Origin of the sequence: Kosakonia sp. YIM B13588, from assembly GCF_042788165.1 — a bacterium.
Classification (GTDB): Bacteria; Pseudomonadota; Gammaproteobacteria; order Enterobacterales; family Enterobacteriaceae; genus Kosakonia; species Kosakonia sacchari.
This window is the reverse complement of sequence record NZ_JBHZPO010000004.1, coordinates 1-24015: the sequence shown is the minus strand read 5'-3', so window position 1 is coordinate 24015 and position 24015 is coordinate 1. Positions and strand designations below refer to the sequence as shown.

24 protein-coding genes are annotated in these 24015 nt (G+C 52.9%); 18 read left to right on the top strand and 6 right to left on the bottom strand.

Features of this window, described 5'->3' with window-relative positions; genetic code table 11:
- Nucleotides 1-5: 5 nt before the first annotated feature.
- The 6 genes from rng to csrD form a co-directional block, all read right to left on the bottom strand.
- A complete protein-coding gene (gene rng / locus ACFX4U_RS09175) occupies nt 6-1475 on the bottom strand; it encodes a ribonuclease G (protein WP_017457292.1) in 1470 nt (489 codons plus the stop codon).
- On the bottom strand, nt 1465-2058 hold the full coding sequence (locus tag ACFX4U_RS09170) for a nucleoside triphosphate pyrophosphatase (protein WP_305734866.1): 594 nt from the start codon (nt 2056-2058) through the stop codon (nt 1465-1467). Before ACFX4U_RS09170 ends, rng begins: the two co-directional genes overlap by 11 nt.
- Before the next feature lie 7 nt (nt 2059-2065).
- Nucleotides 2066-2554 carry a rod shape-determining protein MreD gene (mreD, locus tag ACFX4U_RS09165; RefSeq protein WP_020455466.1) on the bottom strand — a complete coding sequence of 163 codons (489 nt, stop codon included), beginning with the start codon at nt 2552-2554 and terminating at the stop codon, nt 2066-2068.
- Nucleotides 2554-3552, bottom strand: coding sequence for a rod shape-determining protein MreC (gene mreC / locus ACFX4U_RS09160; RefSeq protein ID WP_131407861.1), 999 nt, complete (start codon nt 3550-3552; stop codon nt 2554-2556). The genes mreD and mreC overlap by 1 nt, the downstream gene beginning before the upstream one ends.
- Nucleotides 3553-3616: 64 nt before the next feature.
- Nucleotides 3617-4660, bottom strand: a complete 1044-nt coding sequence (gene mreB, locus ACFX4U_RS09155) for a rod shape-determining protein MreB (RefSeq protein ID WP_006818047.1) — start codon at nt 4658-4660, stop codon at nt 3617-3619.
- Between the two features lie 304 nt (nt 4661-4964).
- Entirely contained in the window at nt 4965-6902 is a 1938-nt protein-coding gene (gene csrD, locus ACFX4U_RS09150) for an RNase E specificity factor CsrD (RefSeq protein WP_313509301.1), read from the bottom strand.
- Between the two features lie 289 nt (nt 6903-7191).
- Between csrD and msrP the strand changes: the two genes are divergently transcribed.
- From msrP to ACFX4U_RS09060, 18 genes are all read left to right on the top strand, one after another.
- The gene (gene msrP, locus ACFX4U_RS09145) at nt 7192-8193 is read left to right on the top strand and encodes a protein-methionine-sulfoxide reductase catalytic subunit MsrP (RefSeq protein ID WP_313509304.1); all 1002 of its coding nucleotides are present in this window, start codon (nt 7192-7194) and stop codon (nt 8191-8193) included.
- On the top strand, nt 8194-8793 hold the full coding sequence (msrQ, locus tag ACFX4U_RS09140) for a protein-methionine-sulfoxide reductase heme-binding subunit MsrQ (RefSeq protein ID WP_017457286.1): 600 nt from the start codon (nt 8194-8196) through the stop codon (nt 8791-8793).
- 235 nt (nt 8794-9028) lie between these two features.
- Nucleotides 9029-9481, top strand: a complete 453-nt coding sequence (aroQ, locus tag ACFX4U_RS09135; protein ID WP_200552381.1) for a type II 3-dehydroquinate dehydratase — start codon at nt 9029-9031, stop codon at nt 9479-9481.
- A 21-nt stretch (nt 9482-9502) separates the two neighbouring features.
- Entirely contained in the window at nt 9503-9970 is a 468-nt protein-coding gene (gene accB / locus ACFX4U_RS09130) for an acetyl-CoA carboxylase biotin carboxyl carrier protein (RefSeq protein WP_131407871.1), read from the top strand.
- 11 nt (nt 9971-9981) lie between these two features.
- Entirely contained in the window at nt 9982-11331 is a 1350-nt protein-coding gene (gene accC, locus ACFX4U_RS09125; protein ID WP_017457283.1) for an acetyl-CoA carboxylase biotin carboxylase subunit, read from the top strand.
- Between the two features lie 108 nt (nt 11332-11439).
- On the top strand, nt 11440-11682 hold the full coding sequence (locus ACFX4U_RS09120; RefSeq protein WP_017457282.1) for a YhdT family protein: 243 nt from the start codon (nt 11440-11442) through the stop codon (nt 11680-11682).
- Nucleotides 11672-13123, top strand: a complete 1452-nt coding sequence (gene panF, locus ACFX4U_RS09115; protein ID WP_313509310.1) for a sodium/pantothenate symporter — start codon at nt 11672-11674, stop codon at nt 13121-13123. The genes ACFX4U_RS09120 and panF overlap by 11 nt, the downstream gene beginning before the upstream one ends.
- An 11-nt stretch (nt 13124-13134) precedes the next feature.
- Nucleotides 13135-14016, top strand: coding sequence for a 50S ribosomal protein L11 methyltransferase (prmA, locus tag ACFX4U_RS09110; RefSeq protein ID WP_200552384.1), 882 nt, complete (start codon nt 13135-13137; stop codon nt 14014-14016).
- Between the two features lie 369 nt (nt 14017-14385).
- Nucleotides 14386-15351, top strand: coding sequence for a tRNA dihydrouridine synthase DusB (dusB, locus tag ACFX4U_RS09105; protein ID WP_044489505.1), 966 nt, complete (start codon nt 14386-14388; stop codon nt 15349-15351).
- A 25-nt stretch (nt 15352-15376) separates the two neighbouring features.
- Complete coding sequence (fis, locus tag ACFX4U_RS09100) at nt 15377-15673, top strand: DNA-binding transcriptional regulator Fis (RefSeq protein WP_000462905.1); 297 nt, start codon at nt 15377-15379, stop codon at nt 15671-15673.
- A 162-nt stretch (nt 15674-15835) separates the two neighbouring features.
- On the top strand, nt 15836-15997 hold the full coding sequence (locus ACFX4U_RS09095) for a DUF2556 family protein (RefSeq protein WP_020455476.1): 162 nt from the start codon (nt 15836-15838) through the stop codon (nt 15995-15997).
- A 165-nt stretch (nt 15998-16162) separates the two neighbouring features.
- A complete protein-coding gene (locus ACFX4U_RS09090; protein WP_313509317.1) occupies nt 16163-18241 on the top strand; it encodes a bifunctional diguanylate cyclase/phosphodiesterase in 2079 nt (692 codons plus the stop codon).
- 328 nt (nt 18242-18569) lie between these two features.
- The gene (locus tag ACFX4U_RS09085; protein WP_017457276.1) at nt 18570-18791 is read left to right on the top strand and encodes a lipoprotein; all 222 of its coding nucleotides are present in this window, start codon (nt 18570-18572) and stop codon (nt 18789-18791) included.
- A 500-nt stretch (nt 18792-19291) separates the two neighbouring features.
- A complete protein-coding gene (locus tag ACFX4U_RS09080) occupies nt 19292-20317 on the top strand; it encodes an amino acid ABC transporter substrate-binding protein (RefSeq protein ID WP_020455478.1) in 1026 nt (341 codons plus the stop codon).
- 72 nt (nt 20318-20389) lie between these two features.
- On the top strand, nt 20390-21571 hold the full coding sequence (locus tag ACFX4U_RS09075) for an amino acid ABC transporter permease (RefSeq protein ID WP_313509320.1): 1182 nt from the start codon (nt 20390-20392) through the stop codon (nt 21569-21571).
- Between the two features lie 9 nt (nt 21572-21580).
- On the top strand, nt 21581-22684 hold the full coding sequence (locus ACFX4U_RS09070) for an amino acid ABC transporter permease (RefSeq protein WP_017457272.1): 1104 nt from the start codon (nt 21581-21583) through the stop codon (nt 22682-22684).
- An 8-nt stretch (nt 22685-22692) separates the two neighbouring features.
- Complete coding sequence (locus ACFX4U_RS09065; protein ID WP_044489506.1) at nt 22693-23451, top strand: amino acid ABC transporter ATP-binding protein; 759 nt, start codon at nt 22693-22695, stop codon at nt 23449-23451.
- A gap of 7 nt (nt 23452-23458) precedes the next feature.
- Nucleotides 23459-23776, top strand: a complete 318-nt coding sequence (locus ACFX4U_RS09060; RefSeq protein ID WP_349350400.1) for a hypothetical protein — start codon at nt 23459-23461, stop codon at nt 23774-23776.
- Nucleotides 23777-24015: the final 239 nt, after the last annotated feature.

Genomic DNA, 24015 nt, shown 5'->3' with positions numbered 1-24015 from the left:
GCGAATTACATCATTACTACGTCAAACTGCTCCTGATTATAGAGCGGCTCAATTTGCACTTTTACCTGCTTGCCAACGAAGATTTCCACCTCCGCCAGCGCGTGCGACTCTTCACCTTTCAGGGCTTCCGCCACCGCCGGGGAAGCGTAGACCAGGAAACGATCGGAATCATAAGCATGATGCACGCGAACGATCTCGCGCATGATTTCATAGCACACGGTTTCCACCGTTTTGACGGTGCCGCGGCCATGACAGGTGGGGCATTCATTGCAGAGGACATGTTCCACGCTTTCGCGCGTGCGTTTGCGCGTCATCTCGACCAGACCAAGCTGGGAGAAACCGTTAATGCTGGTCTTGACCCGATCTTTGCTCAGCGCCTGCTCCAGCGAGTGCAACACGCGACGGCGATGATCGTCATTATTCATATCGATAAAATCGATGATGATAATGCCGCCCAGATTGCGTAAGCGCAGCTGGCGGGCAATGGCCTGCGTGGCTTCAATGTTGGTGTTGAAGATGGTGTCATCGAGATTGCGATGACCGACAAACGCACCGGTGTTGATATCAACGGTGGTCATCGCTTCGGTTTGATCGATGATCAGATAGCCGCCGGACTTCAGCTCCACTTTGCGCTCCAGCGCACGCTGAATTTCGTTCTCCACATCGTAAAGATCGAAAATCGGCTGGCGGCCGCTGTAGTGTTCGAGCTTGCTGGTCATCTCAGGAATGTATTCCGCCGTGAACTCCAGCAGCGCTTCAAACGTCAGACGCGAATCCACACGGATACGATCCAGGTGAGCGTCGGCGAAATCACGCAGCACACGCTGCGCCAGCGCCAGTTCGCCGTAGAGTTTACAGCGGCTTTGTTGGCGCTTTTTGCGCTCCATCACCTTCGTCCAGACGCGCTTGAGGTACGCCGCATCGGATGCGAGATCCTCTTCGCATACGCCTTCAGCCGCAGTGCGAATGATAAAACCGCCCTGCTCGTCGCAATACGCCGCAACAACCTGTTTCAGGCGTTCACGCTCGGCTTCACTCTCGATACGCTGGGAAACGCCAACATGGGAAGCGCCCGGCATAAAGACCAGGTAACGGGATGGCAGGGTGATATCCGTGGTCAGGCGCGCGCCTTTAGTTCCCAGCGGATCTTTCACCACCTGTACCATTAAATCCTGCCCCTGACGGACAAGCTCGGAGATGTCGCGCACGGTGAAGTTTTTCTGCTCTTCCCCGGCAACGCATTCGGTATGCGGCATAATGTCGGAGGCGTGAAGAAACGCCGCCTTTTCCAGACCAATATCTACAAAAGCCGCCTGCATGCCCGGCAAAACCCGGCTGACCCGACCTTTGTAGATATTGCCTACTATCCCGCGCCGTGCTTCGCGCTCGATGTGAATTTCCTGCAGGATGCCGCCGTCAATATAAGCGACGCGTGTTTCCGATGGAGTAACGTTGACCAACAATTCAGCCGTCATGATTATCTTTTCCCTCGCGCAGTGCGTTAAAATTGCTCAGCAATTCCCAGGTTTCCACCAGCGGTAAACCCACAACGGCATGATAACTACCGTTTATTTTTCTCACGAAACAGCCACCCAGCCCCTGAATGCCATAAGCACCGGCTTTATCCAGCGGTTCCCCGCTGGCGACGTAATCGGCGATATCCTTTTCCGATAACACTCTGAAAGTCACTTCTGTTTCCACCAGACAATCGAGCACATGCTGGCTATCTGCCAACGCAACTGCCGTCATCACCTGATGCGTTTGCCCGGAAAGCAGGCGCAGCATACTGGCAGCATGCGAGGAGTCTTTTGGTTTTTCAAGCACTTCACCATTAAATATGACGATCGTGTCCGCGCCCAGCACAGGCAGATCGCTTGTGGCCATCGCCATACCGGCCTGCGCTTTTTCACGCGCGAGGCGCAACACATACTGGCGGGCGCTCTCCTGCACCTGACGCTGTTCCTCAATGCCGGGAACAATCCGCGCGAAAGTGACGCCCAGTTGTGTGAGCAACTCCTGGCGACGAGGAGAACCGGAAGCAAGCCAGATATCAGTCATAAACGCCTTATTGCACCGCAAACTGCTGGCGGATCTTACGCATTAACAGGAAGAGCCACGGCCAGAGCACGCCATTGACCAGGCTGCTCCAGAAAATTTCTGGTTTAAACGAAACGTTAATAACCAGAAACTCCGCCCAGAAGACAATAACTTCTGTCGCCAGTGACAACAGCATCACCACCAGCGCCTGTTGCCAGAGCGCCAGATTACGGAACAACTGAAATTTCAGTGCGACCAGGTAGGCGACAATACTTAACGAAAGCGCGCGTACACCGAGGGTGGATCCGCTAATCAGATCCAGTATGGCACCCATCGCGAAACCCGTGCCAACATTTACGCGGTGCGGCAGCGCGAGGATCCAGTAAAGCAAAATGAGCAATACCCAGTTTGGCCGGTAGACAATGATGTCATCCGGCCAGGGCATGATTTGAAGCAACAGTGCAATTAAAAACGAGAGCCAGATAACCCAGCGTCCCTGGCTACGATAACTTGCCACTATTGCCCTCCCGGAGAGACTTGCGGCGGCGGCTGCGTAATGCCAGTCGCCGGAGCGGGCATTGGCGCAGGCGGCCCCATCGCATCAGGAGAAGGAAGCACCTGCGGCATCATCTGCAGCAGACGTTCGTTCGCCACACGATGCACATCTTCCGGTGTTCTTGGGTTAGTACCGTTACGATCCGCACCCCACAGCAGCAGCAGATAACGCAAACGTTGCAGACCTGCGGTTGGACGCGCCTGAATCACAGTGTAGGCACGCTGCGTATCCAGCTTAACCGACGAAACCACCGCAACCGGATACCCTTCCGGGAAACGCCCGCCCAGACCTGACGTCACCAGCACATCGCCAACGCGAATATCCGTATTCGCCGGTAAATGTTCGAGTTGCAGATCGTCTGTGCAGCCGTTACCGGCGGCAATCACGCGGATATCGTTACGCAGCACCTGAATCGGCAGCGCATGAGTGGCATCGCAAATTAACAATACGCGGCTAGTCAGCTTCGCTACCGCGACAACCTGGCCGACCACGCCTTTATCGCTGATCACCGGCTGGCCTTCATAGACGCCGTTCGCGCTGCCTTTGTCGATAACTACCTGGTCGCTGTAAGGATCGTTAACCGTCGAGATAACCTGGGTCACCATTTTCTGCTCATCCTGACGCAGCGGCGAACCCAGCAGTTCACGCAAACGCGCGTTCTCCTGCTTGTACTGCCCTAACATCAGCAGCTCACTGTTTTTTAGCAGCAGTTCCTGACGCAATGCCCGGTTTTCAAGCTCAAGCTGGTCGCGCGACGCCAACGTCTGGGAAACGTTATCTAATAATTCGCGGGGACCATTGGAAATAAAATAGAAAGGACTGACGGCAGTATCCATGTACGTTCTGATTTGACTGAACGTACCGAGGCGGCTGTCGGCAATAATGACTCCGAGCGCCACCAAAACCGCCAGAAAAAGGCGAATCTGCAGTGACGGGCCACGGCTAAAAATTGGCTTCATAGGCTTTGCGTATTCTCAGGCCAGACAGATGCGAAGCGACAATTCGCTTCGCATCTGACGCGGACTATTCTTCGCTGAACAAGTCGCCGCCGTGCATGTCGATCATTTCCAGCGCCTTGCCGCCGCCGCGCGCTACGCAAGTCAGTGGATCTTCTGCAACTACAACTGGAATACCCGTTTCTTCCATCAACAGGCGATCAAGGTTACGCAGCAGCGCGCCACCACCGGTCAATACCATACCGCGCTCGGAGATATCAGAAGCCAGTTCCGGCGGGCACTGTTCCAGCGCAACCATAACTGCGCTCACGATGCCGGTCAGCGGTTCCTGCAGCGCTTCCAGAATTTCGTTGGAATTCAGGGTGAAACCACGCGGAACACCTTCAGCCAGGTTACGGCCACGCACTTCGATTTCACGCACTTCATCGCCCGGATACGCAGAGCCAATTTCGTGTTTGATACGTTCTGCGGTCGCTTCACCAATCAGGGAGCCGTAGTTACGGCGCACGTAATTAATGATCGCTTCATCGAAGCGGTCGCCGCCGATACGAACAGAAGAGGAGTAAACCACGCCATTCAGGGAGATAACGGCAACTTCAGTGGTACCACCACCGATATCCACCACCATTGAACCGGTCGCTTCAGAAACCGGTAAGCCAGCGCCGATTGCGGCCGCCATCGGTTCTTCAATCAGGAACACTTCACGAGCACCAGCACCCTGCGCGGATTCACGAATAGCGCGGCGTTCAACCTGGGTGGCGCCAACCGGCACACAAACCAGAACGCGCGGGCTCGGACGCATAAAGCTGTTGCTGTGCACTTGTTTGATAAAGTGCTGAAGCATTTTTTCGGTCACGAAGAAGTCGGCGATTACGCCGTCTTTCATCGGGCGGATGGCAGCGATATTGCCCGGCGTACGACCAAGCATCTGTTTCGCTTCATGACCGACTGCGGCCACACTTTTCGGTGAACCGGCACGATCCTGGCGAATGGCCACCACGGAAGGCTCATTCAGTACGATGCCTTGTCCTTTTACATAAATCAGGGTATTCGCGGTACCCAGGTCAATGGACAGGTCATTGGAAAACATGCCACGAAATTTTTTCAACATACTAAGGGATAATCCTGAAAGCTGGGGCGGAAACAAAATCCGCTTACTTTACCAACCACACGTAGCAGCGACAAGGCATAAGAATCATCTGCTACGGTGAAAATTAGTGCAGTTTGTTTCCTTTGTTGCAAAACGACATGAATCTGCCTGGAAGTAAAAAAGCCCATCTTCCAGCCTGTTGCGTTTGCAGTTTTTCATAAGGACAAACCGGCTTTGTTCACTGCGATAATCCGGCGGGCAGGCACGCACACCCCCAAACATGGCAGCGCGCGTTATTCTACGTGAAAACGACTTAAACAGCAGTTCAAACCGAGTATCTTTGCGAATATTTTTTCACATTGGTATCGAGCGGTTGGGAAGCCGCGATGAAATCGCCCTGCCCACCCGCAACACCCCGTTCCACCAGCGTCTGCCATTCGCCACGAGAGCGCACGCCGGTCGCGAAAACTCGCGTTCGCGTGCCTTTGCACGCTTCCACGAGGCTCTGCACCAGAAGCTGGTTTTCGGTGCGCTTTTCAATGTTCCTGACCAGCCCAGGATGCAGCTTTAATAACTCAACATCCAACGCTTTAATCCAACTGGTGCTCACCAACGTCAGACCCGCCTGATTGACCACTACGCGGGCGCCTAATGCGTTGATTAAACGCACCACCGACTGTAACCGGCTGATATGTTGACAAACATCCGCCTCAGCAAGTTCAAAAATAATCCGTTTACGTTGAGATTTTTCGCACTGCATTAATATATCGCGTAGCCAGCGTTGAAAACGGGGGCGGATCAATGATTCCACTGTTATTTGCATGGCGAGGTTTTCTTCCGGCCAAAAACCCATAAACGGAATCAGACGCGTCACCTGCAGGCGGTCATACTCTTCAGCCAGGCCAAACTGCTGCACCATGGGCATATACTCTTCGGCAATCACTTCTTGTTCACCGTCGAATATGCGGCACATCAGTTCACGGTGGTGAACCTGGCCGTCACGGTTAATCGCTGGTTTCTGATAAACGCGCGGCCCGCCGCGACTCAGCATCTGCTCAATCAGCGTCCGCCAGCGTACATTTCCGCGCCCTTGCTCCGGCAATGTGGCGTCATACACTGACCAACTGTTTCCGCCCTGCAGCACTGCGTTGCGCGCTGCGGCTTCGGCATGCTCCATGACTTGCACGCCGGGTTGTCCGCTGCGCCAGGCACAAATCCCAATATGCATAATGTCTTCGCGGGTCAGCGTTTTGTTCGGGGGTAACCCTTCCACTGCTTTTAGGATCTGCCCGGCAATGCTCTCCGCTTCCTTTAATGTGCGATGCGGCAGCAGCACGGCGAAGTCGCTGCGATGGTAGCGCGCCAGTAACGCGCCAGGATAACGCATAATAAAGGTAGAAAGCAGGTTAATGAGCGTGAAGAGATACTCTTCGGTGGTGGTTCCGCCGCTATCTCGCAGCAGATCAAAGTCCGGCAAACGGATCATCATCACCACGCCGTGCGAGCCCACTTTTTCCTGATCTTCCAGCAGCGTGGCGAGCTGGTTATCAAAAAACAGGCGGTTATTCAGGCCGGTGCGCGTGTCCTGCGCGGCGTAGGAGCGAATTAGCGTATCCAAACGGCTACGTTGATCGCTGGCAAACTGAATATCGGTCAGCAGCACATCCAGCGCGCTGCTGGTGCGCGATGGCCATTCATAAATGCTGCCGCGAACCTGCGGCCCGCGCTCGCCATTGAGGATCCGCGTCGCGCGTGTCTCCAGCAATTCCTGCCCGGAAAGCTGTCGCCGTAGCCAGCGTACGGAAAGAAAGAGGATCACTATCATAAAAGCGATCGCCACCGTCAGCGGCGCGGTGGTTAACAACGAACGAAAGTAGTTCGCCATGGGATCCTGGTAAACCAGCGTGAAGGTGAAACCGGGATTTTTCAGGGAGGGAATATGCAGTTCACGATATTGATAGTTGCTGCCCGCCGGGCGATAACTTCCGTTATGCGAATAGCTGAGCACCGTGCGCCGGCCTTGCTTAATCTGAATCTCAATAATGTCTACCGGCACCATCAGTTCATCGAGCTGCGGCAACAGCCGGGAAAGCGGCGTGGAGATCAAGCGTGTATCGACAATCGCTGCCACCGCTTCCACACGATTGGCAACCTTGTTTTGAATCGCGTTATAGAAGCTCAGTGAACACCCAATCAGGGTGACGAAAAACGCCAGCCCTGTCAGTAGCGTCACAAAAGCTGAAAATTTCGTCGTTAATCGCATCCTTGTGTTAACTCCGCTTGTATAAAGAACGAAACGATACCGCTCAGGGTTACGTCATTGAAGTAAGTACTAACTTTGATGTCTACCCGCGTCCCGGGATAGCGTGCAGGCGGCAGGGAAAACTGGCACCGCGTTTCATATCTGCGAGTATAGACCTCAGAAATTTTTTGCCAACAATCAATAAGCCTGAAAAATGTCTTAACCTGACTATTTACAATGTTTGGTAACACACTCGTGCTCGCGCTCACGCTACGCTTACACCATGCTTGACGAGAGACTAACGGAGGATGTGATGAAGAAAAAACTAACCGAGGCCGATGTCACTGCGGAATCCGTTTTTATGTTACAGCGCCGCCAGGTGCTGAAAATGCTGGGAATTAGCGCCTCGGCATTGACCCTGGCACCCGGTGCGCGGGCCGATCTGTTGGACTGGTTTAAAGGCAATGACCGGCCAAAAGCGCCGTCAGGAAAACCGCTCGATTTCACGCAACCTGCGCAGTGGAAAGCCTCTCTCCCGCTGACGCCGGAAGAGAAAGTCACCGGTTATAACAACTTCTATGAATTTGGCCTCGATAAAGCCGATCCTGCCGCGAACGCCGGAGGAATGAAAACCGATCCCTGGACATTGACCATTGATGGTGAAGTGGCGAAACCATTAACCCTCGACCACGCGGCGCTAACCACGCGTTTCCCGCTGGAAGAGCGAATCTATCGGATGCGCTGCGTTGAAGCCTGGTCGATGGTGGTGCCGTGGATCGGCTTCCCGCTGCATAAACTGCTGGCGTTAGTTGAACCCACCAGCAACGCCAAATATGTCGCGTTCCAGACACTTTACGCACCGGATCAGATGCCGGGACAAAAAGACCGATTTATCGGTGGGGGCCTCAAATACCCGTATGTTGAAGCGTTACGTATAGATGAAGCGATGCACCCGCTTACGCTGCTTACTGTCGGTGTATATGGCAAAGCGCTGCCGCCGCAAAACGGCGCGCCAATCCGCCTGACTGTACCGTGGAAATATGGCTTTAAAGGCATCAAATCGATAGTCAGTATCAAGCTGACCAGTAAACGGCCACCGACAACCTGGAACCTGGCCGCACCCGAGGAATATGGTTTCTACGCCAATGTGAACCCGCACGTTGATCACCCACGCTGGTCACAAGCGACGGAACGTTTTATTGGATCCGGCGGCGCGCTGGATGTAAAACGTCAGCCAACGCTGCTATTTAATGGCTACGCTGAAGAAGTGGCTTCGCTTTATCACGGGTTAGATCTGCGGGAGAATTTCTGAGTGCGTTTAACGGCAAAACAGGTGACGTGGTTAAAAGTCGCATTGCATCTGGCGGGTCTGCTTCCTTTACTTTGGCTTTTCTGGGCGGCGAACCAGGGCTATTTCAGCGCCGATCCGGCGAAAGACATCCAGCATTTTACGGGCAGGATGGCGCTAAAATTCCTGCTCGCCAGTTTGCTGATAGCACCGCTCGCACGCTACGCGAAACAACCGCTATTGATCAGAACCCGGCGTTTGCTGGGGCTGTGGTGCTTTGCCTGGGCGACACTACATCTGACCAGCTACACCTTGCTGGAACTGGGTATCAATAATCTTTCATTATTAGGGCAAGAGCTGGTAACGCGCCCTTACTTAACGCTGGGCGCCGTAAGTTGGCTGATTTTGCTGGCATTAGCGTTGACCTCAACGCAATGGGCGCAGCGTAAGCTGGGCAAACGCTGGCAACAACTACACAATTTCGTCTATCTGGTGGCGATCCTCGCACCGATTCACTACCTTTGGTCGGTGAAAATCTTGTCACCGCAGCCGATCCTTTACGCTGCCGCCGCGATTGGGCTGTTAGCGTGGCGTTATAAGAAGTTTCGCCAATGGTGGCGTTAACACTCTCATTGTGTGCAGTTCTCCGCAGATCTACTATCATTCGCCGCCAGATTCCGGGCGGTGGTTGATAATCTTCCCTGATAAGACCAGTATTTAGCTGCCAATTGCTACGAAATCGTTATAATGTGCGACTTTGGTTTTCCTGACAGGGGTTTTTAGCCTCTGAAAAGGTGACAATCGCGAATCGAAGGTATATTTTGTTTTTTACCCGAGAATCGCAGGAGATAGCGGCACAATGGCTGGCAAGTTCCACATATTAGTTTTGAACGGACCGAACCTGAACATGCTTGGCACCCGTGAGCCGGATAAGTACGGCACGCTTACGCTCAGCGAGATTGTTAACGGTTTGAGCACCGAAGCGGCATCGCTTGATGTGGAACTGGCGCATTTTCAGTCAAACGCGGAGTACGCAATCATCGACCGTATTCATCAGGCTAAAGACATTATGGACTTCATCCTGATCAATCCGGCCGCGTTTACGCACACCAGTGTTGCTATCCGCGACGCACTGCTGGCGGTCGGCATCCCGTTTATCGAGATCCACCTGACCAATGTGCATGCGCGGGAGCCATTCCGTCACCACTCGTATCTGTCAGATATCGCCGAGGGCGTTATTTGCGGGCTGGGTGCGGAAGGTTATTCATACGCTTTACAGACGGCGGTAAAACGCCTGTCACAATCACACTAAACAAGAGTACGGAACCCACTCATGGATATTCGTAAGATTAAGAAACTGATCGAGCTGGTTGAAGAATCAGGCATCTCCGAACTGGAAATTTCTGAAGGCGAAGAGTCTGTGCGCATCAGCCGCAGCGCGCCGAATGCTGGCTTCCCGGTTATGCAGCAATATGCTGCGCCGATGATGCAACAGCAACCAGCCCTGTCTAACGCTGTCGCACCTGCCGCAGCGCCGGAAGCCCCTGCAGCCGCAGCGGAAATCAGTGGCCACATCGTACGTTCCCCGATGGTCGGAACCTTCTATCGCACCCCGAGCCCGGACGCGAAAGCGTTTATCGAAATCGGCCAGAAAGTCAACGTGGGCGATACCCTGTGCATCGTTGAAGCCATGAAAATGATGAACCAGATCGAAGCCGATAAATCAGGCGTGGTGAAAGCCATTCTGGTTGAAAGTGGCCAACCGGTTGAATTTGACGAGCCGCTGGTCGTCATCGAGTAAACGAGGCGCACATGCTGGATAAAATTGTTATCGCCAACCGCGGCGAGATTGCACTGCGTATTCTTCGTGCCTGTAAAGAACTGGGCATCAAGACTGTCGCTGTGCACTCCACTGCGGATCGCGATTTAAAACACGTACTGCTGGCAGACGAGACTGTGTGTATCGGTCCTGCGCCATCAGTAAAAAGCTATCTGAATATCCCGGCAATTATCTCCGCAGCCGAAATCACCGGCGCTGTGGCAATTCACCCGGGTTATGGCTTCCTCTCTGAGAACGCCAACTTCGCTGAGCAGGTTGAGCGCTCTGGCTTTATTTTCATCGGCCCGAAAGCTGACACCATCCGCCTGATGGGCGACAAAGTGTCGGCAATCACCGCCATGAAGAAAGCCGGCGTACCGACCGTACCGGGTTCAGACGGCCCGCTGGGCGACGATATGGATGCAAACCGCGCCCATGCTAAACGCATCGGTTACCCGGTTATCATCAAAGCCTCCGGCGGCGGCGGCGGTCGCGGTATGCGCGTTGTACGCAAAGACGCCGACCTGGCGCAGTCCATCAGCATGACGCGTGCGGAAGCGAAAGCCGCTTTCAACAACGACATGGTGTACATGGAAAAATACCTGGAAAACCCTCGCCACGTCGAGATCCAGGTGCTGGCCGATGGTCAGGGCAACGCTATCTATCTGGCAGAGCGCGACTGCTCCATGCAGCGCCGTCACCAGAAAGTGGTCGAAGAAGCACCGGCACCGGGCATCACGCCGGAACTACGTCGCTATATCGGTGAGCGTTGTGCGAAAGCCTGTGTCGATATCGGCTATCGCGGAGCGGGTACGTTTGAGTTCCTGTTCGAAAACGGCGAGTTCTACTTCATTGAGATGAACACCCGTATTCAGGTTGAACATCCGGTTACCGAAATGATTACCGGCGTAGACCTGATCAAAGAACAGCTGCGTATCGCAGCCGGTCAGCCGCTGTCTATTAAGCAAGAAGAAGTTGTGGTGAAAGGCCATGCGGTGGAATGCCGTATTAACGCCGAAGATCCGAACACCTTCCTGCCTAGCCCGGGCAAAATCACCCGTTTCCATGCCCCTGGTGGGTTTGGTGTGCGCTGGGAATCGCATATTTACGCCGGTTACACCGTACCGCCGTATTACGATTCAATGATTGGCAAGCTTATCTGCTACGGCGAGAGCCGCGATGTGGCGATTGCGCGCATGAAAAATGCGTTGCAGGAGCTGATTATCGACGGTATCAAAACCAACGTTGATCTGCAGATGCGTATTATGAGCGACGAGAACTTCCAGCATGGTGGCACCAACATCCACTATCTGGAGAAAAAACTCGGTTTGCAGGAAAAATAATCTGCAATCAGCGCAAAAGGCCGGATCTTCCGGCCTTTTTTGTTTTTCTCTCCCCAGAACTTGCCCATAGGGTACAATCCCCGCTTTCTTCATTTACAAGGGACAAAAATGGACAACCGTTTTGTTCAGGCTCACAAAGAAGCCCGCTGGGCGCTGTGGCTGACCCTTCTTTATCTTGCCGCCTGGTTAGTGTGCGCTTACCTACCGGGTACAGAGCAGGGCTTCACCGGACTGCCGCGTTGGTTTGAACTGGCCTGCCTGCTTACGCCGCTGGTATTTGTTTTACTTTGCTGGGCGATGGTGCGCTTTATCTTCCGCGATATCTCTCTGGAGGATAACGATGCAAACTGAAATTATCGCCGTGCTGATAATCTACCTGATCGTCGTCTTCGGCCTCTCTTTCTATGCGATGCGCCAGCGTAGCAGCGGTACTTTCCTGAGCGAGTACTTCCTTGGCAGCCGTTCTATGGGCGGATTTGTGCTGGCGATGACGCTGACCGCAACCTATGTCAGCGCCAGTTCGTTTATTGGCGGGCCGGGAGCCGCGTACAAATTTGGCCTTGGTTGGGTACTGCTGGCGATGATCCAGGTTCCCACCATTTGGCTGTCGCTGGGCATCCTCGGCAAGAAATTCGCGATTCTGGCGCGTCGCTACAATGCGATTACGCTCAACGACATGCTGATGGCGCGCTACCAGAGCCGCGCAGTCGTGTGGATTGCCAGCGTCAGCCTGCTTGTGGCATTTGTCGGTGCGATTGCCGTGCAGTTTATCGGCGGCGCGCGTCTGCTGGAGACCGCGGCTGGCATCAAATACGAATCGGGCCTGCTGATCTTCGGCATTACCATCGCGTTGTATACGGCGTTTGGTGGTTTTCGCGCCAGTGTCCTGAACGACACCATGCAAGGCATGGTGATGTTGATCGGTACGCTGGTGTTGCTGGTCGGCGTGATCCATGCGGCGGGCGGTTTACATAACGCAGTCGACACCTTGCAGCATATCGATCCGAAACTGGTTAGCCCGCAGGGCGCACACGACATCCTTTCCCCGGCGTTTATGACCTCGTTTTGGGTGCTGGTGTGTTTTGGCGTTATCGGTCTGCCGCATACTGCTGTGCGCTGTATTTCGTATAAAGACAGCAAATCGGTACACCGTGGGATCATTATCGGCACCATCGTCATCGCGCTGTTGATGCTGGGAATGCACCTGGCAGGTGCGCTGGGTCGTGCTGTGCTGCCGAATCTGTCGGTGCCGGATCAGGTCATTCCCACACTGATGGTCGAAGTGTTGCCACCGTGGGCCGCAGGGTTGTTCCTTGCCGCACCAATGGCCGCGATCATGTCCAACGTCAACGCGCATCTGTTGCAGGCTTCCGCGACGATCATCAAAGATCTGTGGTTAAGCGCGCAGCCGACTAAAATTCGTCATGAGCCACGCTTAAAACGCATTTCCACCATTACAACGCTGGTACTCGGTATTTTGATGATGCTGGCCGCATGGCGTCCGCCAGAGATGATCATCTGGCTGAACCTGCTGGCGTTTGGCGGGCTTGAAGCGGTATTTCTGTGGCCATTGGTGCTGGGTCTTTACTGGGATCGCGCTAATTCCACCGGCGCGCTCAGCGCCATGATTGTTGGCGGTGCGCTGTATGCCGTGCTCGCCACCTTTAATATTCAGTACCTGGGCTTCCATCCGATTGTGCCCTCGCTGCTGTTAAGTTTGCTGGCCTTCATTGTCGGTAACCGTTTCGGTCAACCCGCACAGCAAACCCCGACTATTTCTGTTAATGAATAAAGAGTTATGCCATGCCTTGGATCCAACTGAAACTGAACACCACCGGCGCGAATGCGGAAGATCTGAGCGATGCTCTGATGGAAGCGGGCGCAGTGTCCATTACCTTCCAGGACACGCACGACACGCCCGTATTTGAACCGCTGCCGGGTGAAACCCGGCTGTGGGGAGATACCGACGTTATCGGCCTGTTCGACGCGGAAACCGAGATGGCAGAAGTTGTTGCCCAACTCGCTTTTCACCCGCTGCTCGGTGAAGGTTTCGCCCACAAAATTGAGCAACTGGAAGATAAGGACTGGGAGCGCGAATGGATGGATAACTTCCACCCGATGCGCTTTGGCGAGCGCCTGTGGATCTGCCCGAGCTGGCGCGACGTTCCGGATGCCAATGCGGTGAATGTGATGCTCGATCCGGGTCTGGCATTCGGCACTGGCACACACCCAACCACCTCTTTGTGCCTGCAATGGCTCGATGGTCTGGATCTTGTCGGCAAAACGGTGATCGATTTTGGCTGCGGCTCCGGGATCCTTGCGATCGCCGCCCTGAAACTGGGTGCGGCAAAAGCGATCGGTATTGATATCGATCCGCAAGCGATCCAGGCAAGCCGTGATAACGCCGAGCGCAACGGTGTTTCCGAGCGTCTCGAGTTGTACCTGCCGAAAGACCAGCCAGACGCGATGAAAGCCGATGTGGTGGTCGCCAATATCCTGGCTGGCCCGTTGCGTGAACTGGCGCCGTTAATCAGCGTATTGCCCGTCGAGGGCGGTTTGCTGGGGCTCTCAGGTATCCTTGCCAGCCAGGCAGACAGCGTATGCGAAGCCTATACAGAGCTCTTTACTCTTGACCCGGTGGTCGAGAAAGAAGAGTGGTGCCGTATCACGGGACAAAAAAGGTAAAACTGAACGCGGCCTGCGGGCCACGTTTCGCGGAGCCAGTGCGCTGAACTGTCGAAAAAAGCAGCCAAAATGCCGATGAGAAAACTGCGAGCAGCTTCGCAAAAATCGTCATTTTTGTCTGAAAAAACAGCAGTTCAGCCGCATATCACCCGTGAAAAAACGATAACTTGTGCGAATTTATGCGTTATGTGAAATTTTTATCTTTTGCATAACCCTATGAAAAACATGATTTAATACGCTTATTGCCCCGGTGGACTGGCTATTCCTTGATCTACAACAGAGGATTGCTCAAAGTTTGGCCTTTCATCTCGTGCAAAAAATGCGTAATATACGCCGCCTTGCAGTCACAGTATGGTCATTTCTTAACTCATGCGCATCGGACACCACCAGCTCAGAAATCGCCTGATCGCAGCGCCCATGGCTGGCATTACTGACAGACCATTCCGGACGTTGTGCTACGAGATGGGAGCCGGTTTAACCGTATCCGAGATGATGTCTTCTAACCCGCAAGTGTGGGAAAGCGACAAGTCCCGACTGCGGATGGTGCACATTGATGAACCCGGTATTCGCACCGTGCAAATTGCCGGCAGCGACCCGGATGAAATGGCGGAAGCCGCACGTATTAACGTGGAAAGCGGCGCCCAGATTATTGATATCAATATGGGGTGCCCGGCTAAAAAAGTGAATCGCAAGCTTGCAGGTTCCGCCCTGCTGCAATACCCGGATCTGGTGAAGTCGATCCTGACCTCGGTAGTTAATGCAGTGGATGTTCCTGTCACTCTGAAGATTCGCACGGGTTGGGCTCCAGAACACCGTAACTGCGTAGAAATTGCCCAACTGGCTGAAGAGTGTGGTATTCAGGCTCTGACCATTCATGGACGCACCCGCGCCTGTTTGTTCAACGGAGACGCTGAGTACGACAGTATTCGGGCAGTTAAGCAGAAAGTTTCCATTCCGGTTATCGCGAATGGCGACATTACTGACCCGCTTAAAGCCAGAGCTGTGCTCGACTATACAGGGGCGGATGCCCTGATGATAGGCCGCGCAGCTCAGGGAAGACCCTGGATCTTCCGGGAAATCCAGCATTATCTGGACACTGGGGAGCTGCTGGCCCCGCTGCCTTTGGCAGAGGTTAAGCGCTTGCTTTGCGCGCACGTTCGGGAACTGCATGACTTTTACGGTCAGGCAAAAGGTTACCGAATCGCACGCAAACACGTCTCCTGGTATCTCCAGGAGCACGCTCCGAATGACCAGTTTCGGCGCACATTCAACGCCATTGAGAATGCCAGCGAACAGCTGGAGGCGTTGGAGGCATACTTCGAAAATTTTGCGTAAACAGAAATAAAGAGCTGACAGAACTATGTTCGAACAACGCGTAAATTCTGACGTACTGACCGTTTCTACCGTTAACTCTCAGGATCAGGTAACCCAAAAACCGCTCCGTGACTCGGTAAAACAGGCACTGAAGAACTATTTTGCTCAACTGAATGGTCAGGATGTTAATGACCTGTATGAGCTGGTACTGGCTGAAGTAGAACAGCCACTGTTGGACATGGTGATGCAATACACCCGTGGTAATCAGACCCGCGCGGCGCTGATGATGGGCATCAACCGCGGTACGCTGCGTAAAAAACTGAAAAAATACGGCATGAACTGATTTTTAATCAGTGAGTTGTATTGATAAAAAGGCGCTAACCGGCATGGGAAAGCGCCTTTTTTATTGCCTGAAATAGCGCTAAAAACCCCGCTTTCCCTGTCATTCCGGGGTTGCGGATTCGTGTATATTTCAACAAATGGTTGCAAGAAAGGGAGATACGGAATGATTCGCAAGTATTGGTGGCTGGTGGCTTTCGCCCTGTCGATCCTCATGCTGGATAGCTTAATCATGTACTGGGTTGAGTATATGACCACCGAGATCGATAAGTGCCGCAATATGAATTCCGTAAATCCGCTCAAACTGGTTAACTGCAATAATCTGTAAGTGGTTGCTTGTAGCGAAAATTCGCGAAAATGCAGCCATCACCCTGATTAACGCAGGGATTTAAATCATTTTGAGCCATCTCCATACGATGCTAATGTCTCAGCCCTTTTCGCCAGTCCGATCGTAGTAATGCGTAACGCCCTTAGTGAATGAGTTGATGACACCATGCTGGATAGCCAATACGACTATATCCTTGTTGTTGTTTCTTTTATCGTAGCCATTTTGGCCTCTTATACCGCCCTGAATATGGCAGGCCGTGTTTCCACCAGCAGCCAGGGATCGTCATGGATCTGGCTCAGCGGCGGCGGCGTAGCGATGGGAATAGGCATCTGGGCGATGCACTTTATCGGCATGCTGGCAATGAACATGTCGATGAATATGCGCTACGAACCGATTCTTACTGCTCTCTCAATGGTAATCGCGATTGGCTCTTCGTTATTCGCGCTGTGGCTGGTGAGCGCCCCGTATCTGCATCTGCGTCGCCTGATCCCTGGCGCAATTGTCATGGGCCTGGGTATTGCAGCGATGCACTATACCGGCATGGCGGCGCTGCAGGTCTCCCCGGCAATCATCTGGAATCTGAATTGGGTCGCCTTATCTTTAGTGATCGCGCTGGTCGCCTCTTTCGCCGCACTGTGGCTCACCTTCCATTTACGTCATGAAGCGGCCCAGGTTGCGTTGATGCGTTTTGGTGCGGCAATTTTAATGGGTATCGCCATTGCTGGTATGCATTACACCGGCATGATGGCGGCTCAAATCCCTCATCAGCACGTTATGGGCCATAACGGTTTTAACAATAACTGGTTAGCCGTATTGGTCGGCATGATGGCTTTCTCAGTGCTGGGTATTACGCTACTGGTGTCGATGTTCGATGCGCGTCTGCAAGCGCGAACTTCGCTGTTGGCGACCTCACTGGCGGCTGCGAACCGTGAACTGGCGCGGCTGGCGTTGCACGATACCTTAACGCGTTTGCCTAACCGCGTTTTGCTGGAAGATCGCCTTGAACAGGCCATCAACAAAGCCAAACGCGAAGGCTCTTTCTTCGCACTGATGTTTATGGATCTCGATGGTTTCAAAACTGTCAACGATGCCTGGGGTCACGATGTTGGCGATAAATTGCTGGTCGCGGTGACCGATCGCCTGACGCAAAAATTAAAAGGGCAATACACGCTGGCACGCATTGGTGGTGACGAATTTGTTCTGCTGGCGGAAGTCAGCGCGCCAGATGAAGCGGCAACGCTTGCCAGTTCGTTGGTTCGCGTGATTGATAAACCTTTCACTATCGATCCCTATGATGTGATGGTGACGTTGAGCGTCGGTATTGCGCTTTATCCACACGATGGCAAGAACGAACGGGAACTGATGTTCAACGCCGATGCGGCGATGTATCACACCAAACATATGGGCCGTAACGGTTACCACTTCTTTCAGCCGTCGATGAACACGTTGGCACAAACACAGTTGCAGTTACTTAATGATCTGTGGATGGCACTGGAGCGCCAGGAGTTCCGGCTGGTTTACCAGCCCAAATTTAAAGCGCCTGCGGGGCCAGTTATTGGATTCGAAGCGCTGCTGCGCTGGCACCATCCCTACCAGGGCGTGCTCACACCGGATGTTTTTTTGCCGCTGGCGGAGAAAACCGGCCTGATTGTGCCGCTCGGTAACTGGGTAGTGGATGAAGCCTGCCGTCAGCTTGGCGAATGGCGCAAAATAGGGCACCTTGAGTGGTCAGTGGCGGTGAATCTTTCCACCCTGCAGTTTGAGCAGAGTACCCTGGTGGAAACGATTATGGAGACGCTGAAAAAGCATGATGTGCCACCGCAAAAATTAATCCTGGAAGTGACCGAAACCACCGCAATGAGCAACCCGGATGAGAGTGTGCGCGTGTTGACGGAGCTGACAGATGCAGGCGTTCAAGCCTCAATCGATGATTTTGGTACAGGCTACTCAAGCCTGTTATATCTGAAGCGTCTTCCGGCCTGCGAATTAAAAATCGATCGTGCATTTGTTCGCGAGTTAAGCCGGGAAGGTGAAGATGCCACCATCGTCTCCGCCATCGTGGCGTTAGCCAGGACACTGAATTTAAAAGTTGTGGCAGAAGGCGTGGAAACGGAAGAACAACAAAAATTCCTTACCGAGCTGGGCTGCAATACGCTGCAGGGGTATTTATTAGGTAAACCGGTGAGTGCAGAATCTATTACTTCTTACGGAAATAAACTTCCTCCGCCCGAGACGCTTTCCTGAAGTCAGATTGATTTAAATAAAGCGCCAGCAGGCGCTTTTGTTTTACCAAAGTCGCAAACTAGATTATTCTTATAAAAATAATGTCATGGACATCTCTATTTAATCAAGCGCTTACGCATTGCATCAGAATTTTTTATTTCACCCTTCATCTTTTCTGCACTATTTAACCCGCGACGCGGTTTTATCTTCATGATTTTTACAAAGCACATAATTTGAGATTATTGCACCGGGGAATTCGCGCACGCGAATGGTAAAATATGGCTTATCGGTTCTGGACAGGTATCGCTATTATTGATATCGGGGATCGTGATTATTTCGAGGTAATATTATGAAAAAATTCATTTCCGTGGCATTACTGGCGACATTCCTGGCAGGCTGTGCCCACGATTCTCCTTGTGTACCGGTGTATGACGATCAAGGTCGTCTGGTACATACCAATACCTGTATGAAAGGCACAACACAGGATAACTGGGAAACAGCCGGAGCCATTGCCGGTGGCGCAGCGGCGATTGCCGGTCTGACGCTCGGTATCGTAGCGTTGACTAAATAGTTTTAAAAAGGCAAATACTTATAAAAAGCGCGGTTCGCCGCGCTTTTGCTTTATTAAGGTGCAGTTAATTTTGCATAAGTAAATTTTCAGCCCCATTAGCAGGCAGAAATTAAAAAATAAGCACGAATATCATTTCATCTGAGCCGACAGGTTTCCCCGCTTATCTTTTTTTGTCTATTTTTGCGTGACCCATTTCACAAAGCGATACCAATCAATATATTGCTTATATTCACGCAAGAAACTTATCTGTTATTAACCTCTTAGCGGCTCCCCTTTTTGCTCTGTTTTGTGGCGCAGGTTGTATTTTTGCACCACAACGGGGCAATGGTTTTATTTTTTCCTGTCTACACTCTCAATATTGCGCCTGCGCTAGCCAAATAACGCCACGCGCAAAACTGGCACTACCTTTGCTTTAAAGAGTATGGCCATCGCCACAGACAGGTTCAGGCGTTTCCCGAACGCCTTATATAACGATAAATTTTCGCCACACAGGATGCATTATGAAAAAGATGATGATCGCCAGCCTGGCCGCTGCCGGTGTACTATTTGCTGTCGCAAATCAGGCACATGCGGGCGCAACGCTGGATGCCGTTAAAAAGAAAGGTTTCGTACAATGCGGTATCAGCGACGGTCTGCCTGGCTTTTCCTACGCGGACGCGAGCGGTAAATTCACCGGTATCGACGTGGACGTTTGCCGCGGCGTTGCCGCCGCCGTATTCGGTGACGACACGAAAGTTAAATATACCCCGCTGACGGCCAAAGAGCGTTTCACCGCCCTGCAATCTGGCGAAGTGGATATGCTCTCCCGTAATACCACCTGGACCTCTTCCCGCGATGGCGGCATGGGCCTGTCATTCACTGGCGTCACCTATTACGACGGTATCGGCTTCCTGACCCATAACAAAGCGGGCCTGAAAAGCGCTAAAGAGCTGGACGGCGCAACCGTTTGTATTCAGGCAGGCACCGATACTGAACTGAACGTGGCGGATTACTTTAAATCCAACAAAATGAAATATACGCCGGTGACATTCGACCGTTCCGATGAATCCGCGAAAGCGCTGGAATCGGGCCGTTGCGACACGCTCGCTTCCGACCAGTCGCAGCTGTATGCATTGCGGATCAAACTGAGCAACCCGGCAGAGTGGATCGTGTTGCCGGAAGTGATCTCGAAAGAGCCGCTGGGGCCGGTGGTTCGCCGTGGTGATGATGACTGGTTCTCGATTGTTCGCTGGACGCTGTTCGCCATGCTGAACGCGGAAGAGATGGGTGTTAACTCGAAAAACGTTGATGAGAAAGCCGCTAACCCAGCAACACCGGATATGGCGCACCTGTTAGGTAAAGAAGGCGACTTCGGTAAAGATCTGAAGCTGGATAACAAATGGGCTTACAACATCATTAAGAAAGTCGGTAACTATTCAGAGATCTTTGAACGTAACGTCGGTTCTGAAAGCCCGTTGAAAATCAAACGCGGCCAGAACAACCTCTGGAACAACGGTGGTATTCAGTACGCTCCGCCAGTGCGCTAATACGTAAGTGCTGTAACGGGCGCTACGCTTACGTGGCGCCCAGCCCAGAGTCATGGTTACTGAGGTTTTCCTATGTCCCATCGCCGCCCAACCGTGAAAGGTGCCATCTCCCTTTCTAACCCTGCGGTTCGCGCCTGGCTGTTTCAAATCCTTGCGATTGTCGCCGTGGTCGTTGTCGCCATTTATTTGATACACAACACCGTTACTAACCTGAATAACCGCGGTATCACTTCCGGTTTTGCCTTTCTGGATCGCGCCGCCGGTTTTGGTATTGTTCAGCATCTTATTGATTATGAACAAGGTGACACCTACGGCCGTGTATTTCTTGTGGGCTTACTTAATACGCTGCTGGTTTCAGCGCTGTGTATTGTGTTCGCCTCGTTCCTCGGTTTTTTCCTTGGTCTCGCCCGCCTGTCGGAAAACTGGCTACTGCGGAAGCTATCGACCATTTATATCGAAACGTTCCGTAATATCCCGCCGCTGTTGCAGATCTTTTTCTGGTACTTCGCCGTGCTGCGTAACCTACCCGGCCCGCGCCAGGCGGTCAACGCGATGGAGCTGGTGTTTCTGAGCAACCGGGGCTTGTATATCCCTTCCCCGCAAATGGGCGAGGGCATGCTGGCGTTCTTGGGCGCGATAATCGTGGCGGTGGCTATCGCCGTCGGTCTGTTTCGCTTTAATAAAATGCATCAAATCAAAACCGGGCAGCTGCGCCGGACATGGCCTGCCGCGCTGGGGTTGATTATTCTGCTGCTGCTGGTAGCGCACTGGGTGTTTGGCGCAGCGCTGCACTGGGACGTTCCGCACCTGCGCGGCTTCAACTTCCAGGGCGGTATGGTGCTGATCCCCGAACTCGCCGCGCTCACCATTGCGCTGTCGGTCTACACCTCCGCATTCATCGCTGAGATTATCCGTTCAGGTATTCAGTCAGTGCCCTATGGGCAGCACGAAGCGGCACGTTCGCTCGGCTTGCCTAATCCAGTGACATTACGTCAGGTGATTATTCCACAGGCGCTGCGCGTGATTATTCCTCCACTGACCAGCCAGTATCTGAATATCGCAAAAAACTCCTCGCTGGCAGCGGCAATTGGTTATCCGGATATGGTGTCGCTGTTTGCCGGTACGGTGCTGAATCAGACCGGGCAAGCGATTGAAACTATCGCTATTACCATGTCGGTTTACTTGCTCATCAGCCTGTCGATTTCGTTGCTGATGAACATCTATAACCGCCGTATTGCCCTGATTGAGCGCTAAGGAACCTTGATGACAAAAGCAATCCTGTCTCCCTCCACGCGCCAGACACCCGCCGGAAGCAATGGCGCGATAGTGTGGGTACGTAAAAATCTGTTCTCCAGTTGGTCAAACTCGCTGCTGACGCTTCTGTGTCTGTGGTTAATGTGGGAGTTGATTCCCCCTTTGCTGGACTGGGCGCTATTTCAGGCGAACTGGTTTGGTTCGACGCGCGCTGATTGTACGAAAGCGGGTGCGTGCTGGGTGTTTATCCACGAGCGTTTTGGCCAGTTTATGTATGGCCTCTACCCGCATGATCAACGCTGGCGAATTAATGTAGCGCTGCTCGTTGGCCTGCTCTCTATCGCACCGATGTTCTGGAAGGCGCTGCCGCGTCGCGGGCGCTATATCGCTTGCTGGGCGGTGATTTATCCGCTTGTCGTGTGGTGGTTGTTGTTTGGCGGTTTCCTGGGGCTGGAACGTGTTGAAACCCGCCAGTGGGGCGGTTTGACCCTGACATTGATCATCGCCTCTGTTGGTATTGCTGGCGCATTGCCACTGGGGATTTTGCTCGCGTTGGGACGCCGTTCGAAAATGCCGGTGGTTCGCGTGTTATCGGTCATTTTCATTGAGTTCTGGCGCGGCGTTCCTTTAATCACCGTGCTGTTTATGTCCTCGGTAATGCTGCCGCTGTTTATGTCGGAAGGCACCAGTATCGATAAGCTGATCCGTGCGCTGGTTGGCGTGATCTTGTTTCAGTCCGCTTACGTGGCGGAAGTGGTGCGTGGCGGCTTGCAGGCGCTGCCAAAGGGACAATATGAAGCGGCGGAGTCTCTGGCGCTGGGATACTGGAAAACACAAGGGCTGGTGATTTTACCGCAGGCGCTGAAGCTGGTGATCCCGGGACTTGTGAACACCATCATTGCCCTGTTCAAAGATACGAGTCTGGTGATCATCATCGGCCTGTTTGATCTGTTCAGCAGCGTACAGCAAGCCACGGTCGACCCTGCATGGCTGGGGATGTCCACCGAAGGCTATGTTTTTGCTGCCTTAGTTTACTGGGTTTTCTGTTTTAGCATGTCGCGCTACAGCCAGCATCTGGAGAAGCGCTTTAACACCGGGCGTACACCGCACTGAGGATCCCCATGAGTAATACAACTATGCAATCTGGCGACGCGATGATTACGCTCGAAAATGTGAATAAGTGGTACGGGCAGTTCCATGTACTAAAAGATATTAATCTCAATGTGAAACAGGGCGAGCGCATTGTGCTTTGTGGCCCGTCCGGTTCTGGAAAATCGACAACAATCCGCTGCATTAACCATCTGGAAGAGCATCAACAAGGGCGCATTGTCGTTGACGGTATTGAGTTAAATGAAGATATCCGTAATATCGAAAAGATCCGCCAGGAAGTGGGAATGGTGTTCCAGCACTTTAATTTATTCCCGCATCTGACGGTCTTGCAAAACTGCACGCTGGCACCGATTTGGGTACGTAAGATGCCCAAAAAGGAGGCTGAAGCGCTGGCAATGCATTACCTTGAACGTGTGCGCATTGCCGAGCATGCGCATAAGTTTCCGGGGCAGATTTCCGGTGGTCAGCAGCAACGTGTGGCGATCGCCCGTTCATTATGTATGAAGCCTAAAATCATGCTGTTCGATGAGCCAACTTCAGCGCTGGATCCGGAGATGGTAAAAGAGGTGCTGGATACCATGATTGGGCTGGCGCAGTCCGGCATGACGATGTTGTGTGTCACCCACGAAATGGGTTTTGCGCGTACCGTTGCCGATCGCGTGATCTTTATGGATCGGGGTGAAATCGTTGAACAAGCACCGCCGGAAGAGTTCTTCGCGAATCCGAAATCAGAACGTACCCGCGCGTTTTTGTCGCAGGTTATTCATTGATCTCTATATGATTATTACAGGCCACTTCATACGGGTGGCCTTTTTTATTGCCGAAGCAGAAGCACGTCCTGAAGTATGCTTATCAAAAGGTTCATTTCCGACTTTATTTCTTTGGCTACCGATATCACTGAGCTGGCTGAGCGCGCTTCTTAAAAAATTCCGGGACACGCCAGCTAATACTGGCTTACATGCGAGCGGTTCTTTGCTTCTTATGTACTTGCTTGTTTGCCCGAAGTTACAGCCCCTCGCAGGTGGAGACCCCCATGCTACCATCGGCGCTACGCTTTTCACTTCTAAGTTAGTGAGCTTGATGTCTGGCTTTTGAAGAGGAACGGCTTGATCGCTACCTTTCACGTTCTATGGTGCTTAAGCTTATTGATGCTCAAAGGACTACGCATCAGGGGAAAATGATTTGAGTGCGACCGTCATGCTTGGTGCTGCAGTAGAAAAGCAAAAGGCCCAGTCTTTCGACTGGGCCTTTTGCTTTATTTGATGCCTGGCAGTTCCCTACTCTCGCATGGGGAGACCCCACACTACCATCGGCGCTACGGCGTTTCACTTCTG